General features: G+C 55.1%; 10 protein-coding genes. All 10 read left to right on the top strand.

Annotation, left to right across the window (positions count from 1 at the left end):
* Positions 1-1,022 (top strand): HD domain-containing phosphohydrolase (locus ACETWG_01630; protein ID MFB0515286.1); only part of this gene is annotated, 1,022 nt, incomplete at its 5' end.
* A gap of 3 nt (positions 1,023-1,025) precedes the next feature.
* Positions 1,026-1,772 (top strand): hypothetical protein, encoded by a 747-nt coding sequence (locus tag ACETWG_01635; GenBank protein ID MFB0515287.1) that lies wholly within the window; start codon positions 1,026-1,028, stop codon positions 1,770-1,772.
* 5 nt (positions 1,773-1,777) lie between these two features.
* Positions 1,778-2,902, top strand: a complete 1,125-nt coding sequence (locus ACETWG_01640; GenBank protein MFB0515288.1) for an ATP-binding protein — start codon at positions 1,778-1,780, stop codon at positions 2,900-2,902.
* A gap of 352 nt (positions 2,903-3,254) precedes the next feature.
* Positions 3,255-3,410 (top strand): hypothetical protein, encoded by a 156-nt coding sequence (locus ACETWG_01645; protein ID MFB0515289.1) that lies wholly within the window; start codon positions 3,255-3,257, stop codon positions 3,408-3,410.
* On the top strand, positions 3,407-4,024 hold the full coding sequence (rdgB, locus tag ACETWG_01650; GenBank protein ID MFB0515290.1) for an RdgB/HAM1 family non-canonical purine NTP pyrophosphatase: 618 nt from the start codon (positions 3,407-3,409) through the stop codon (positions 4,022-4,024). The genes ACETWG_01645 and rdgB overlap by 4 nt, the downstream gene beginning before the upstream one ends.
* A 53-nt stretch (positions 4,025-4,077) precedes the next feature.
* Complete coding sequence (gene sprA, locus ACETWG_01655) at positions 4,078-10,641, top strand: cell surface protein SprA (protein MFB0515291.1); 6,564 nt, start codon at positions 4,078-4,080, stop codon at positions 10,639-10,641.
* Positions 10,638-11,588 (top strand): M28 family peptidase, encoded by a 951-nt coding sequence (locus tag ACETWG_01660; protein MFB0515292.1) that lies wholly within the window; start codon positions 10,638-10,640, stop codon positions 11,586-11,588. The genes sprA and ACETWG_01660 overlap by 4 nt, the downstream gene beginning before the upstream one ends.
* Positions 11,589-11,839: 251 nt before the next feature.
* On the top strand, positions 11,840-12,490 hold the full coding sequence (locus ACETWG_01665; protein MFB0515293.1) for a 50S ribosomal protein L11 methyltransferase: 651 nt from the start codon (positions 11,840-11,842) through the stop codon (positions 12,488-12,490).
* A 20-nt stretch (positions 12,491-12,510) separates the two neighbouring features.
* Positions 12,511-13,362, top strand: coding sequence for a hypothetical protein (locus ACETWG_01670; GenBank protein MFB0515294.1), 852 nt, complete (start codon positions 12,511-12,513; stop codon positions 13,360-13,362).
* Positions 13,359-14,644 (top strand): hypothetical protein (locus tag ACETWG_01675; GenBank protein MFB0515295.1); only part of this gene is annotated, 1,286 nt, incomplete at its 3' end. The genes ACETWG_01670 and ACETWG_01675, both read left to right, overlap by 4 nt.

Below are 14,644 nucleotides of genomic sequence, written 5' to 3' on the forward strand. Positions count from 1 at the left end.
TCAGCGGCTTTGGTTATATAACAATTACGTCGGAGAACGGCAGGCAGGGACTGGAAAAGATCAACGCGATGCTTCCGGATCTCATCCTTACCGATGTGAATATGCCGGGGATGGATGGCTATGAGCTGTGTAAGGCGGTGAAGGAAAATCCGGCCACCGAGGATATTCCCATCATTCTGGTGACGGCGCAGGATGATCGGCAAAGCTTGGTCCGGGGCCTGAGTATCGGGGCAGACGATTTTCTGATTAAGCCGGTAAACCTGAGCGAGCTTCAGGCCCGTGTGCGCAACCTGTTGCTGGTGAAAGATTACCGGGACCATATGAAGCGCTATACTGCCGAGCTGGAAACCCAGGTGTCCATCCGCACTGAAGAGCTGCACCAGGCCTTTGAGCAGCTGAAGAAGGTCAATCTCCAGCTGAAGGAATCCACGCTGGATACTATCCGGCACCTCTCCACAGCTGCGGAATACCGTGACACCGACACCGGTGCCCACATTTGGCGAATAAGCCATTTTACACACGCCATTGCTCACCAGATAGGGTTGTCTTCCGAGCTGGTGGACAAGATCCTCTATGCCAGTCCCATGCATGATGTGGGCAAAATCGGCACCCCGGACCACATCCTGTTGAAACCGGGCAAGCTGACCCGCGATGAGAAGAAAATTATGGAGAGGCACACGCTCATTGGTGAGCAAATACTGAAAGGTACCGATCAGCCGCTCCTGACAATGGCCTGTGAGATTGCCGGTGGGCATCATGAGCGGTGGGATGGGAATGGATACCCCCGGGGGCTTGCGGGGGAGGAGATTCCCCTGACGGCTCGCATCGTGACAGTGGCCGATGTTTTCGATGCCCTCACCACCAAGCGGGTCTACAAGGAGGCCTGGCCTGCGGAAGAGGCCTTAGATTACATTAAAGAGCAGTCCGGCTTCCATTTTGATCCCACCTGCGTGGATGCTTTTCTGAAAATTAAGGACGAGATCTTAGATTTGAAGTACGCCCGACAGGATGGCCAGGCCTGAGACATGTCTTCATCACAACCAGAAATCTCTACCGATTATCGTATCACCCTTAACGAGAGCATTCGCCGCAAGATTCATGCGCTCCAGACTATGGTGCGGAAGATTGTTCACGAGACTAACAATTATTATAGTATTCTGCAGGGATATGTCTCGCTGTTGGAGATCCAATTGGCGGATAAGGAGGATCTCCGCAAATTCCTGCCCCCGATGGACGAGGCTTTGCGGGCAGGCATTAAACTCAACGAGCGCTTGGCAGGCCTCTATCAAGCCCGCCAGATAATGGTCGCTGAGACCGATTTTGCAGGTTTAGTAGGAGAGGTTTGCGCCGGTTTTGCCCGGGAACAGAACTTTACGGTGGCCGTTGCCGTGGAGGGTGATCTGGAGCCGATACCCCTGGAAGAGCCCGCGGTCCGGGCGTTAGTAACAAACCTTTGTCATCTGGCTAAAGAGACCAACACAACACCTGCGAGTATAACTTTGTGCCCCGTGGAATTGGACGAGAAGGCCCTCATGCCCATGATTTTTGATAGCCGCTCCGGACCTTACATCTGCTTGCGGATGGCCATCTCTCTGGCTGACTATTCCCAGGAAGAGGAAACCGAATTTCTAAATCCATTTGCGCTCGACCCGGACAGTACCAGGGACCTGGGCCTGCCTCTGCTTTTCAATACCTTGCGCAATCACGGCGGCAATCTGGATGTGGCCCTTCAGAATGAATGTATCACCCTGGCAATTTATTTTCCTCAGTAATAAAGATGAGTAGCAGCGAGGACTTCGAACAGAAACTGCAGCTCCTGGTGGTGGACGCTGAGCTCTCCAGCAGCACCTTTCTTAAGGAATTTCTTACGGCCAGGGATTATAAAGTGCATGTGGCCCGCGATGGCGCTCAGGCGTTGGATCTATTGGGTCGTGAGGGGATCCACATGGCCTTCGTAGAGCGCACCCTTCCTGATACCAGCGGGTTCGAGGTCATCCGGAAAGCAAAGCAGACTTCCCCGGAGCTAGTGGGCGTGGTGATGTCGGAAATGCCCAGTGCGTCGTATGAGGAACGGCTTCAGTTCGGTGTTGATGACTTTATCACCAAACCGTTCAGCAGTGATGAGCTGACTTTCTTGGTAGGCAAATACGAAAAATATATCCACGCGATACACTACAATAAGTACTTACAGGAACGTCTGCGAGTGGAACAGGATAAGAGCAGGTTTTTCTCGGAAGCCGGCCACCAGCTGAAAACGCCCATTGCTGTCCTGAAAGAGTTTACCCATCTCTTCCGGGAAAGATTCGGCGGTGAACTGTCATCTAAACAGCTTCAATATCTGGAAGCCATCGATCAAAATGTTGATCGACTGTTGTACCTGGTTGAGAACATTGAGAATTGGAGCCGAATGGATAGCGGCAGCTGGCCTATCCAGCTGAAGGCAGAAGATCCACGAGAAATCGTGAGCCGGGTAAGCGGCAGTTGGCGCCCGATTCTGGAGGGACGCAATCTCCGGCTTACCGAAGAGACGGCGAGCGACCTGCCCCTGGTGAAGGTGGATGCCGCGGCGGTGGAGCAAGTCCTCTGTAATCTGGTCGATAACGCCAGCAAATACGGCCCGGCCAAGGGGACGGTCACCCTCCGTTGTGTGCGCTCCGGTGAACGCTTTGTCCGGGTCGAAGTAGAAGATCAAGGTCCCGGTATCCCTGAGGATAAACGGGAGTATGTCTTCCAGCCTTTTGCACGGTTGCCGGAGCACAAGTCCGGTCCCGGGTTGGGACTGGGCCTCACCGTGGCGCAGGGCCTCATTAAACGTATGGGCGGTGACCTGTGGCTCGATACTAGTACTAAACCGGGCAATCGGTTCTGCCTCCACCTCCAGGTCGCCCAGCCTTCCTCCTGATTCCGGCATAATAAGCAGCAGTATTAATCGCGTCTGATGAGTCGCGTTTCCTTGCCTGATTGCTTTCTAAACCTCTGGGCGAATCCCATTGACAGCGATATTTGACTGACCTAATATAGATAGTTACTTAAAACTGAAAGCTAATGGCTCGTCCTGACGATGGGTTTTTCAGGCAGCGGCTGGCCCATTGCATTGAAGGCAGTCATTAAGGCAATTGTAGAGGGAATAGATTTTTAGGGTTATGCAGCTGGCTCGTATTAGGGGAAGGATGCGGAGGACCGGGGAATTGCCCGCTTGTGAGAGGTTAAAGTTATTGGTCATTTAACCAATGGATTTAAAAGAGAGTCAGGACGTGGGCTCAAACCCGGTGGCTGCTAATAGCTGGCAGGCAGGACAGGATCACGCGGTGATCTGCGTAGCTGGCAAAGACACGTTTTTCCCCTGGAGGCGGAATTACGCCGTGCTTGAGGGGGTTATCATGTATCCGGTGGGTCGGATCAAGGTATGAAGTGCGTTGTGGCTACCCGCAACCAGGATAAGCTGGCGGAAATAAAAGCCATTTTCACCGATTTGCCCATTGACCTGATTGCCTTGGATGACTTTCCCCGGATGAGATCGGTGGAGGAGACGGGAACAACTCTGCAGGCCAACGCTTTAATTAAGGCACGTGCGGTTCACCGGGAGACGGGAATGCCAGCGATTGCCGACGACACGGGACTGGAGGTGGACACCCTCTCTGGTGCTCCGGGTGTTTTGGCCGCTCGCTTTGCCGGTCCCCGGGCTGACTATCAGCAGAACGTGGAGAAATTGCTGGCGGCTATGGAACACGTGCCTGATGGCCTCCGAACGGCTCGTTTCCGTACCTGTGCGGCCTATGTGGACGACGCCCAGGAAATGGTGGCGGAAGGTGTTGTGGAAGGATTCATCACCAGGGAGCCCAGAGGTGGTAACGGATTCGGATATGATCCGGTTTTCCAAGTTAAGGGCACTGAACAAACGTTTGGCCAGATGACGGACGAGGAGAAAAATCGTATTTCCCATCGTGCGCAGGCCTTTAGAGCCCTGCATCAGCTATTCATCCAACTGAAAATCAGTAACGAAAACAAGGAGACCCCTGCCTAGGCACCACTGATACCGGTTTTTTTAGTTAGTTGTCGAGTATCAGGAGCTGGCGGGTGTTTCTGCATCGCACGCCTTTCAGGTTTGTTGTATTTATTTTTGGTGGTTTCCAGCTGCTTTTAGCGCAGGAATCCATTCGGATGGGGGCCTCCGAGGACTCTATTTACACCCACCCTGTCCGGCAACCTGACTTTCTGGCCCGATACATCGCCGCTCCCTTCCCCCAGAGTTCCCCGGTCAGTCTGAACCTGGTGGGATGGGTCTACCATACGAAGGAGGATACCACTCACGGTTCGGACGAGGTGCCGGGCGACACGGCGTTATCTCAGACAGAACCTGATACCTCCAGGATGGAGCTGGTCATTGCCCCGGAAGACGCCCGCGATATCCTCCGCCGTTCACACAATATGCTATCTTACAACATTCCTGGCCTGGAAAGATGGTCAGAAATCGATTCTACCGGCATGTGGATCACCTTCCGCGAGGATCATGACGGGACAGCCCTGAAGCTACCCACCACGGTACCCCTGGCGTGGTACATCCAGAAACAGATGGAAAATCATTTTCAGGCTCAGACCAAGCAGAAACTCACCTCCACGCTCCAGCCGGTTGACCCCCAGCGTGTTCAGCGGGGCCGCACCATTGAGCTTCTGGGTGCGGATATCGCCGGGCAGCGAGTATCACTGCGCGTATCTGGGAATGTCAACATCAACGGCGGTCTGGCCTACAAAGATCGATCGAAAAGCTTCACCAACTTCCGTGCCAACCGGAATTGGGATATTGAAGTAGACCAGAAACAGCGCTTTGACATTGAGGGTACTATCGGTGAGCGAGTCTCCGTTCTCGTGCACCAGGACAGTGAGAATGATTTTGAGTGGGAAAACGATATGAAGATCGCCTATAAGGGCGGTGAGGACGAGGTCCTCCAGCGGATTGACGCGGGGAATATCTCCCTTTCCCTGCCTGGCACCCAGTTCGCAACCGGCGGCAGTGGCATGAGCAGCGGCCTGTTTGGTATTAAGGCCGAATCCAAGCTGGGGCCCGTAGATATCACTACGGTGGCTTCCATCGAGCGGTCACGCAAGTCGTCCAAGTCCAGCACCCTGGCCCAGGAGTATACCATCAGCGACTTGCATTACCTGGCGAACCGCTACTTCTTTCTCGATACGCAGTTCAGGGAAAAATATTATCCCCTTGTTGAAGATGGTAGGCATGGATTTAATCCTGGCCGGGTGGTTGTACAGCTGGAGGTATATCGCTCCGTCCAGCAGCAAGAGGCCGATACCTATTCCGGTACCGCCTATGTCGATCCCACTAATCCCGAAACTAGGATCGACTCCACTTATTCCACCCAGGGCAACTTCAAGCGCCTGCTGCTCGATGTGGACTATACCTTTAATTTTCAGCTGGGTTGGATTCGGCTCGGGAGCCCCGCCAGCGATTATGAGATGATCGCTGTGGCCTATGCGCTGGGTGATACCAGTGGCATGGCCTACCAGGTCGTCGGGGATATCAGTTACGACGCTGATGACACTGTAAAAACGGATCTTTCCCTGAAGCTCATCAAAGCCCGGGGGCAGACTGCCAGCCATCCCACCTGGCCGCTGGAATTCAAGAATGTCTACAGCCTCGGGGGGGTCAGTATCAGTAGCGAAGGCTTCGAGGTCAAGATCATCAACCGCCGTGGAAATACGGAGGGTGATGACCGGTTCACAAACGGTGAAAGCTACCTAGCCATCTTCGGTCTGGATCGGGAGAACGAGAATCGGGAACCCATTCCTGATGAGCTTATCGATGTGGACAATATTAACCTGGTGAATCTAGTCCGCGGGGAGCTGCATTTCCCGGCCCTGCTCCCGTTTGCCTATTCAGATGTGCCAGGACTGGCGACCAATAACAAAGCGCTTGAAGAGGTCTACGGTTACATACTGGAAGATCCCAATCAGAACTTCAAGTTTGATACCGGTGAGGATTTCAACGGGAATGGGAAACAGGATGTGCCCGCTATTTATTATAAGCCGAAAGACCCGAATGCAAAGAACACAGAGTCCCAGTTTGAAATCACGGTCAAGCAGTCCAGCCTGGGAGCCAGCGAGTATAATCTGGGCTTCAACCTGGTGGAGGGCAGCGAAACTGTCTCCATCAACGGCAACCCGTTGGTCCGTGACCGGGATTACCGCATCGATTACTTCAGTGGAACCCTGACTATTCTGGAAATGTCCAAGTATGGTGCCGATCCCGACATTACCATCGACTACGAAGAGAACATTCTGATTTCCTTTGATAAGAAGGTGATGTTGGGCACCCGCGCCGAGATGGACCTGGGGGAGGATTCCTTCCTGGGCGCGACGGGTCTGTATTATAACCAATCCATTGTGGACGAACGGGTGGATGTGGGATCCGAACCGGTGCAGAATATGCTGTGGGACATTAATGGTCGTATCGCCCGGGAGACTCCCCTGCTCACCCGCCTGGTAGATCGCCTTCCGCTGGTTGAGACCGATGCCGCCAGCCGGTTTCGTCTGGAGGGCGAAATCGCCCAGGTTCGCCCCAACCCTAATCCTTTGGGTGAAGCTTTTGTGGACGATTTCGAGGCTGCCAAGCGGACCACCAGCCCCTCGCTTCAGTATCGGGTCTGGCGGTATGCTGCGCCCCCAGTGGGGAAACGGCAGGCTGATCGGCGGAAGTTAGCCTGGTGGAATCCCTACGTCGATGTGAGTGTCAAGGAGATCTGGCCCGAGCGTCAAACTTCCATCCGCGCCCGGAACCTGACAACCACTGTACTGGTTCTGGATGCATTATTTGAAGAAGGCTACGGTGGGATCGTCACTGATTCTCTATGGGGCGGGGTGACTTATCCGCTTCTGACCAGCGATTATGACCAAACCCTGAGCAAATTCTTTGAAATCTGGATCAAAGGGACCCGCGGGCGGCTGCATATTGATATCGGCAGTATCAGCGAGGATATTAAAGTCAACGGATTGATTGACACCGAAGACCGTCCTGCCTCCGGTTTCACCGAGGGCAATAGCCTCCTGGATCCGGGCGAAGACGTAGGGTTGGATGGCTGTCCTGATGGATACGAAGATGGCATGGGTGGATGTCTCCGTGTCAATATCCATGGGGAGGATGACTTCTGGGATTTCAACGGGGATGGGACCGTTGATGGTAATGACTGGGATTTCAACATGAATGGGACCATTGATATGGTGGAACGGAGGCCTCCCGACGACGATGGCGATGGGAGGATAGATGAAGAGGAGTTTAATGGCATCGACGATGATGGCGACGGCCTCATTGATGAAGACCTGGCACAGCGAGTGCCATCGGAATGGCTGGCTGATCCTGACGACCCCAATGACGATAACTTTTTCAACACTATGGCGAGCAATCTTAATAGCGGTCAGAATGACAACATCAATGGCACCGAAGGCAACAGCCAGACCCCGGAGGGCAGCTACCCCGATTCGGAAGACCTGGACCACCTAGGCGGGATTTTTCCTGAGGATCAAAACGATTACTTCACCTACAGCTTCCAGCTCGATCCCAGCCAACTGGATTTCGACTCTTCGTTAGTGGCTGGGTCTACGGTAGATAATGGGAGGCCTACCGGGTGGCGGTTGTTCCGGGTTCCGCTTTCCGATTTCTTGCATGAGGGTGAGAAGACGGTGAGCTGGGATAATGTGAAGCACCTTCGCATTTGGGTCGACAGCCTGGGTAGTTATAAGGCCGAAAATGGACTCAACGCCCGGATTCAGATTGCCAAGATTGAGTTCGTGGGCAATGAGTGGGAGGAGCTGGGTCTGGCGCCGGTTGGATCAGAGAACTACGTAAGGGTGGATTCAGCGGTGAGTCTGGCGGTCACCGTGGCTAACTCGGAGGACAATGCCGATTATGAGTCTCCACCGGGTGTGCAGGGTGAATACGACCGCCTCAACGAAATCCGCCTCCGGGAGCAGTCGCTGATGCTTGATTTCCGCCGCTGGGGTATCCCACCGGGATATAAGGGAGCCCTTAAGAAATCGGTTCCCAAGCAGACTGGCACTTTCCTGGTCTATGGCCGTATGGAGATGTTTGTCTATGCGGAAGGGGTGGATAGTCTCATTTCTGAGAACTCCACTTACGCCCAGTTCTGGCTGCGCCTGGCACAGGGTGAGGACAAGTATTATGAAGTCCGTAAGCCGGTCTACACCAGCGGACCTGATGAAACCCACCGAGGGTGGGATGAACGCAACCAGATTAGTATCCCCTTGGACAAGCTGGCCGCATTAAAGAAGCCCGAGGTCATCCCAGACACCACCTTTACTATTGATGCGGATACCATTACCATTTCTAGCTACCAATTGGGGGATATGGAAGTCTATATCAAGGGGGACCCCTCCCTGGAAAGGATCGACCGGTATATCGCGGGGATTATCAACACCCACCCCAGTGAGACCATCCGGGGGCGGGTAATGATGGATGAGCTGCGGCTAACCAATGTGCGGCGGGAGGGTGGTATGGCGATGCGGCTCAGTGGCGCGGTGAACTTCGCTGATCTGGTGAGCACTTCATTCAACTATGCGCGCAGCGACGCCGATTTCCACACGGTTCAGCAACGGGTCACCCGCAACGCGGTAACCAATGAGAGCTGGCGGGTGGATCTGACCATCAATCCCCATCGGTTTCTGCCCCAGGCTTGGGGGGTCCGTCTTCCCCTCAACATTAACTACAGCAGCGCCATCAGTTCGCCCAAGTATTTTCCCGGCCGGGATATATTGGCTGGCGATATTCGCCACGCGCCACCGGATATCCAGGGCCGCAGCCGGCAGGCCACGGTTAAGACCAGCTTTGACAAATCAACCCGTAGTAAGCACTGGCTGGTGCGCCAGACATTTGACCGGTTCAAGAGCAGCATCTCTTATGCCCGGAAAAAGGAGTCGACGGAGCTCATCGCCAGCAACGAAACCCAAAGCATTTCCGGCCAAGTGGCTTATCCCATCAAGTTCAGCGAAGAGAATTATATCGAACCCTTCAAGGCCCTGGAGAATATTCCCTGGCTGGGTGAGCGGGTCAAAGATACCCGGTTGTATTACACGCCCTCTAACGTGGATTTTTCCACCAACCTGACCGAAGCCCTCACCAGGAGAATGACTCGCGCCCTGCCGGACTCCACTAAAGAGACGTACAATTTCAACATGGCCAGGTCGGTCAAAGCCAAATACCGCCTTACCGACCGCATCAACACGGACTATAGCTGGAATGCCGACAACATATTGAACGAGTTCCGGTATGACAAGCTGGAGGCATTAAAGGCTTTGGATCCGGGTCTGTTGCGCCAGTTCACGGAACAGTTCTCGACGAGTTACAATCCCGAGCTGATCAGCTGGTTCAAACCTAAGTTCATGTATCAGGCCAATTACAGCTGGGTCAAGAACGCGCCGATGGACGATCCGGATCGGGGTGGCAAGATTGCCACCCAGGGGCGTTTCAGCGGGAACGTGAACGTGAAGTTGACGGATATACTCGAAGTCTTCTATAAGCCGGAGGGCAGAGCGGGTGCCGCTGCTCGGCAGCCGGATAGCCGGCGCCGTAGCTCCCAGGCCGAGGGTGACCAGCCACCCAAGAGCCAGAAGCCCTTGGAGGTAACTAATCCCCAGATTAAAGCCCTGCTCAAAATACTGCATACCGGCGCCGGGAAGGTTTCGCCCATCGCTTTCAATTATGCTTACACCCGCAGGGCAGGCGAGGAGGCAGTCATCGGCCAACCCGGCTACGCCTATCGAATGGCCTTTGACACCGACCCAAGGCTGCCTACCGATACAACCCAAACCGGGGGCCTTAACCTGGCAACCGTGGGAGAGGAGCAGGATATGTCCTGGCGTACCGGCCTGAATCTCTTCCGAGCGGTGAATGTGAATCTATCCTTTTCACGGAAGTGGTCCAAAACCACCAGTCCCAGCGCATCCACCCAGACACGCACCGTGAATTTCCTACTCCTGGGTGGAGATTCGAAAAAAGTGGGCATTCCGTTTGTGAACTGGAGTCTTCGGTGGTCGGGTCTCGAGAAGCTCCCGCTGCTGAGCAAGATCCCCTGGAAAGTAAGCCTTGATCACGCCTACTCAGGCAATCATGTGCGCAACATCCAGAACAACAGGCCACCTGTTGATAAGTACAGCCGACAGTTCCAGCCTCTGGTGGGCTTCACTATCAACTTCAATAATGGAATTACGTCCAACATTCGTGCGAGTCAAACCTTAACCCTGGATTATAGGGACTCCGGGGAAATGAGGAGGACAGGCCGGCAGACAACGGCTTCTATGGGCTACCAGCACCGGGGAGGACTTACGATCCCCTTGCCCTTCTTCAGGGATTTCAAAATGCAAAACACGATCAACTTTAACATAGACTTTGACTTCCAACGCGACTATACCGAAGAACGGAAGGCAGAGACGGCAAACTATGTTATCAAGGACAAGTCGGAGAACTGGTCCATAAATCCATACATCACCTACAGCTTTACCGACAAGGTGACCGGGAGCTTCAAATTCACTTATACGGAACGATACGGTATTATCTTTGGCAGGCAAATCGATCGGAAGGTCGGCTTTGATATGAACATTGCTATCAGAGGATCATGACAGGTGTGTCCCCAGCCAGGGAGGTCCGGCTGTTCCTGGTGAGTGGCCTCCTTTTTTTTGGGGCGGTGGTCTGCGGTCAGTCGATCCCCCATTTCGATGGTGCCCAGGCCTATGAGCTCCTTGAGCGGCAGGTGGCCCTCGGCCCCCGTTATCCTGGCTCGCCAGGCCACGATGCTATGGTAGGTTTCATGGAAGAGTACCTGGAGCCACGGGCACACAAATTGAAAGTCCAGACTACCAGCCGAGATCACCCCTACGAAGATGGTCTGCTTACTATCGTCAATGTCCTGGCCCGGTTCAACCCGGCAGCCCGGAAGCATGTGCTGCTTCTGGCCCATTATGACACCCGGGATATTGCGGACCAGGATCCCGATCCCAGGAACCGCACCAAACCGATATTGGGGGCCAACGACGGTGCCAGCGGCGTGGCCATCCTGCTGACTCTGGCCGACATCTTTGCCCGGAATGTGCCCCCGATCGGAGTAGATCTTCTATTCGTGGATGCCGAGGATATGGGTCGCTCCGGTGACCTGGATAATTTTGCTCTGGGGTCCAAAGCCTTTCTTGCCCAAATGAACGAACTCCTGGAGGGCGCAAGACCCCGATATGCCGTGTTGGTGGACATGGTGGGGGATGCGGAGCTGTCCCTTCCCATGGAATACAACTCGTGGCGGGATGCACGGGAGCTGGTCCGGCGCATCTGGCGGCTGGCCGAGGAACTGGGTTACCCCCAATTCCGGTTCGAAATGGGTCCCCAAATCTACGATGATCATGTACCCTTCCTGGAGGCTGGCATCCCGGCGGTGGATATCATCGACTTCGACTACCCCAATACGGAGACGAATTACTGGCATACCCTGGAGGATACCCCTGATAAGTGCTCGGCGGAAAGCCTGGAGGCGGTGGGAACGGTGCTTGTTACCCTTATTTACAGCGAAAGTCCCTGATGCCGCCACAGGCTTCACCTGTAAGAGCTGCAGCGAGTGATTTGCAGCGTCTGACCCTATCAGGGTCTCTCGCGGCCCTGGAAGCCTGTCTGGGCTTGTTAGCTGCCTGGGTACGCGGGACCCAGGAACATACTTGCGAAGCGCCCTCAAACCCCGCCGCGATCGATCTGTATATTTCAGTCCAGGACCGGCCCTTGGTGGACGCCGCCTGGGTGACTTGACAGGCGGAGGCATTACCGGCGGTGCAAGAGGTGTCCCGAAGCTGGTTGCCAGTGCCGGAGCAGGACTGGCACCTGAACTGGCGGAAACACTTCATCCCGATCCAGGTGACGAAAAACATCACCATTGTACCGGAGTGGGACACGCGCTCCAGGGCCCCCATTCTCATCCGGTTGCGACCTGGAATGGTTTTTGGAACTGGCCATCATGCGACAACCCGGCTGGTCCTCACGATGCTGGATCACCTGGGATGCGGCCGACAGCGCGTCCTGGATATGGGGACCGGCTCCGGCGTGCTGGCCATTGCGGCAGCCCTGCTGGGAGCCCAGCGGGTGACTGCGGTGGAGCTGGATCCTGACTGTAAGGAAAATTTCCTGACCAACCTGGCGCTTAACGCTTTGACAGGTCGCGTGGACTTCGTGCAGGGAGATGCTGGTGGATGGGAAGACTTCAACTTCGACCTGGTGCTGGCGAATATCAATCGAGCGGTGATTTTTCCTCTTCCTACGCGATATGCCCGGTCTGATTCGCCTGGGAAAGCAGTGGTATCCGGTTTGTCAGCGGATGACAAGAGCGTCCTGTTGAGCCACTGCTGCCAGCTGGATCTTGCATTGGCGGAAGTTGAGGTGGGAGGAGAGTGGCTTTGCGCCGTCCTGATGAGAGCACGAAGGCGCACCCCGTAGCTGTACCGGAGAGAAAAAAATTGAGCATACACCGGATTTCCACCTATATTGCGCCCTTCATGAAGCACCTGCAACGCTTGCTAGTATTGGCCGGAGTAGCCATCACAGTCTGGCCGGGCTGCGACTATATCGGCGTCGAGCCTTCCGAGGAGGTGCCGGTTCTGTCCAATCCTCAGACTTCTTATGATGACAGGGACAACCGCTTCTACGCCGCCGTCACGGTGACCCTCCCTGACGAGGGTGTAGAGCTGGACACCATCTGGGCCGAAATGTTTCTGGCTACGGGACTCCTGGCTGATTCCCTTGGGACGGTTAGCTCCCTGGTGAAAGTGGCACTAGTGGATGACGCCACCGGGGGCGATATATTACCGCTGGATGGAGTCTATGCCCGTAAGTTCAATTCTCCCCTGCCGGAAGGTACCGGAGGTTCCGTCCGTTTTGAGTTTTATGCCCTCATCGACGGCGACACGAGCAACGCCAGCGATACGCTGCGGCTGGCCAATCTGCGGCCGGTTATTCTGAGCGTCGCCGCAGCCGATACTATGCAGCGGCCACCGGGAAGCTTTGTCGCTATCGATATAGTCCGGGCTACCGTGACCGATCCCGACGGGTTGCAGGACATCCGCTCCGTCAGCTTCACTTCCCTGAAGCCGGACAGTACCCTGGCTAACCAGGGCCAGCCTATTAACCTGGCCGACAACGGTGATGAGGAGGGTTGGGGCGACGAAGAGGCTCATGACGGTATCTACAGCCGGATCATTCAGATAGACTCCAGTGCCGTGATCGGTACGTACATCTACCGCTTTATTGCCAAAGACTATGCGGGCGCTGTAAGTGATACGGTCACCCATGACGTGGCGGTGATTGAATGAGATACGGCCTGGTAATACCTGTGGCCTTCTCCGGCCTGCTCTGGGCCCAGTTGATCCCGGCCCGGTACACACTTTCCAAGGTTCTGGACGGCGGCGTTTCGTACCTGGATGATTCCACCTCCTATTCCGGTCTGGCCAGCAATAGCATCATCGATATCCGGGCGGGGGGAGATTCGCTCCTATTTTTCGGTACCTCCCGCGGGTTGTCGCTCACGCCTGACCTGGGCACCACGTACCGCTCCTACGTCACCCGCGAAGTCAATCTCCCTGAAGGCGGTATCTCGGCATTGGATTTGGTGAGTTCAATGGTAGTTGTGGCTGGGCTGGAGGATACGGTCATTGGCGGCAGTGGGGAGGTGATGGGTGCCGGCCTGGCCTATTCTATGGATTCAGGGAACACGTGGACTTATGTGGAACAACCCCAAGAACGGAGCGGCAGTGATGAATTCATCACTTTCACCTGGACCGGCCATACGATCCAGCAGCTGGCTGTTACTACCACCATCCGCAATGTGACCTATGATGTGGCTATGTCTCAGGGCACGATCTGGGCGGCCAGCTGGGCCAGCGGCCTGCGGCAGTATAATCCCGCCACTGACAAATGGACCCCTGTGCCTCTGCCCCGGGATAATGATACCACTTTCTCTTGTGACGCGATACCTGAAGACTACGTTCTCAATACCCGCGACCCGTCTGATGGCGGCCATCACAATCACAAAGCCTTTTCGGTTATTGCCTATGATTCGCTAGTATGGGTTGGTACCGCTGCCGGACTCAACAAGGGGATCAGCGACAGCGCGACCGGCTGTATTACCTGGACTCATTACAAAGCCCAATGGGGTAACCGCCCTATTTCCGGGAACTGGGTGGTGGCCCTGCATCGTCAGGTGACTAGAGATGGGACCGAGCGTATCTGGGCGGCCACGGTCAACGCGGAAGAACCCGGTGAACGTCGGGGCGTGAGCTATACCGAGGATGGGGGCTTGACCTGGTATATGACCCTGCTGGGTGAGCGGGCGCACAACTTTGCTTCTTCGGGGGATGCTATTTACGTAGCCACGGATAATGGCTTGTATAAATCCTTTGATGGCCTCAATTGGGCCCGGTTCCGCGCCGCCACAGACATAATTACCGGTGAAGAAGTATGGGCCGATCAAGTCTACGGGGTACTGTTTGACACCCGGAATTCAACCTTGTGGATCGGGACACCTGACGGCCTGGCGAGCACCACCAATGACGGCATAGAATGGGAGATCGAGCGAAGTTTTGTATCCACATCCAC

The organism is Candidatus Neomarinimicrobiota bacterium, from assembly GCA_041862535.1.
Lineage (GTDB): Bacteria > Fidelibacterota > Marinisomatia > SCGC-AAA003-L08 > TS1B11.

Excerpts from the sequence above, each read along its gene's own strand:
- rdgB (MFB0515290.1), top strand. The coding sequence starts at position 3,407 with ATGAAGTGCGTTGTGGCTACCCGCAACCAGGATAAGCTGGCGGAAATA.
- ACETWG_01640 (MFB0515288.1), top strand. The coding sequence starts at position 1,778 with ATGAGTAGCAGCGAGGACTTCGAACAGAAACTGCAGCTCCTGGTGGTG.
- ACETWG_01635 (MFB0515287.1), top strand. The coding sequence starts at position 1,026 with ATGTCTTCATCACAACCAGAAATCTCTACCGATTATCGTATCACCCTT.
- ACETWG_01660 (MFB0515292.1), top strand. The coding sequence starts at position 10,638 with ATGACAGGTGTGTCCCCAGCCAGGGAGGTCCGGCTGTTCCTGGTGAGT.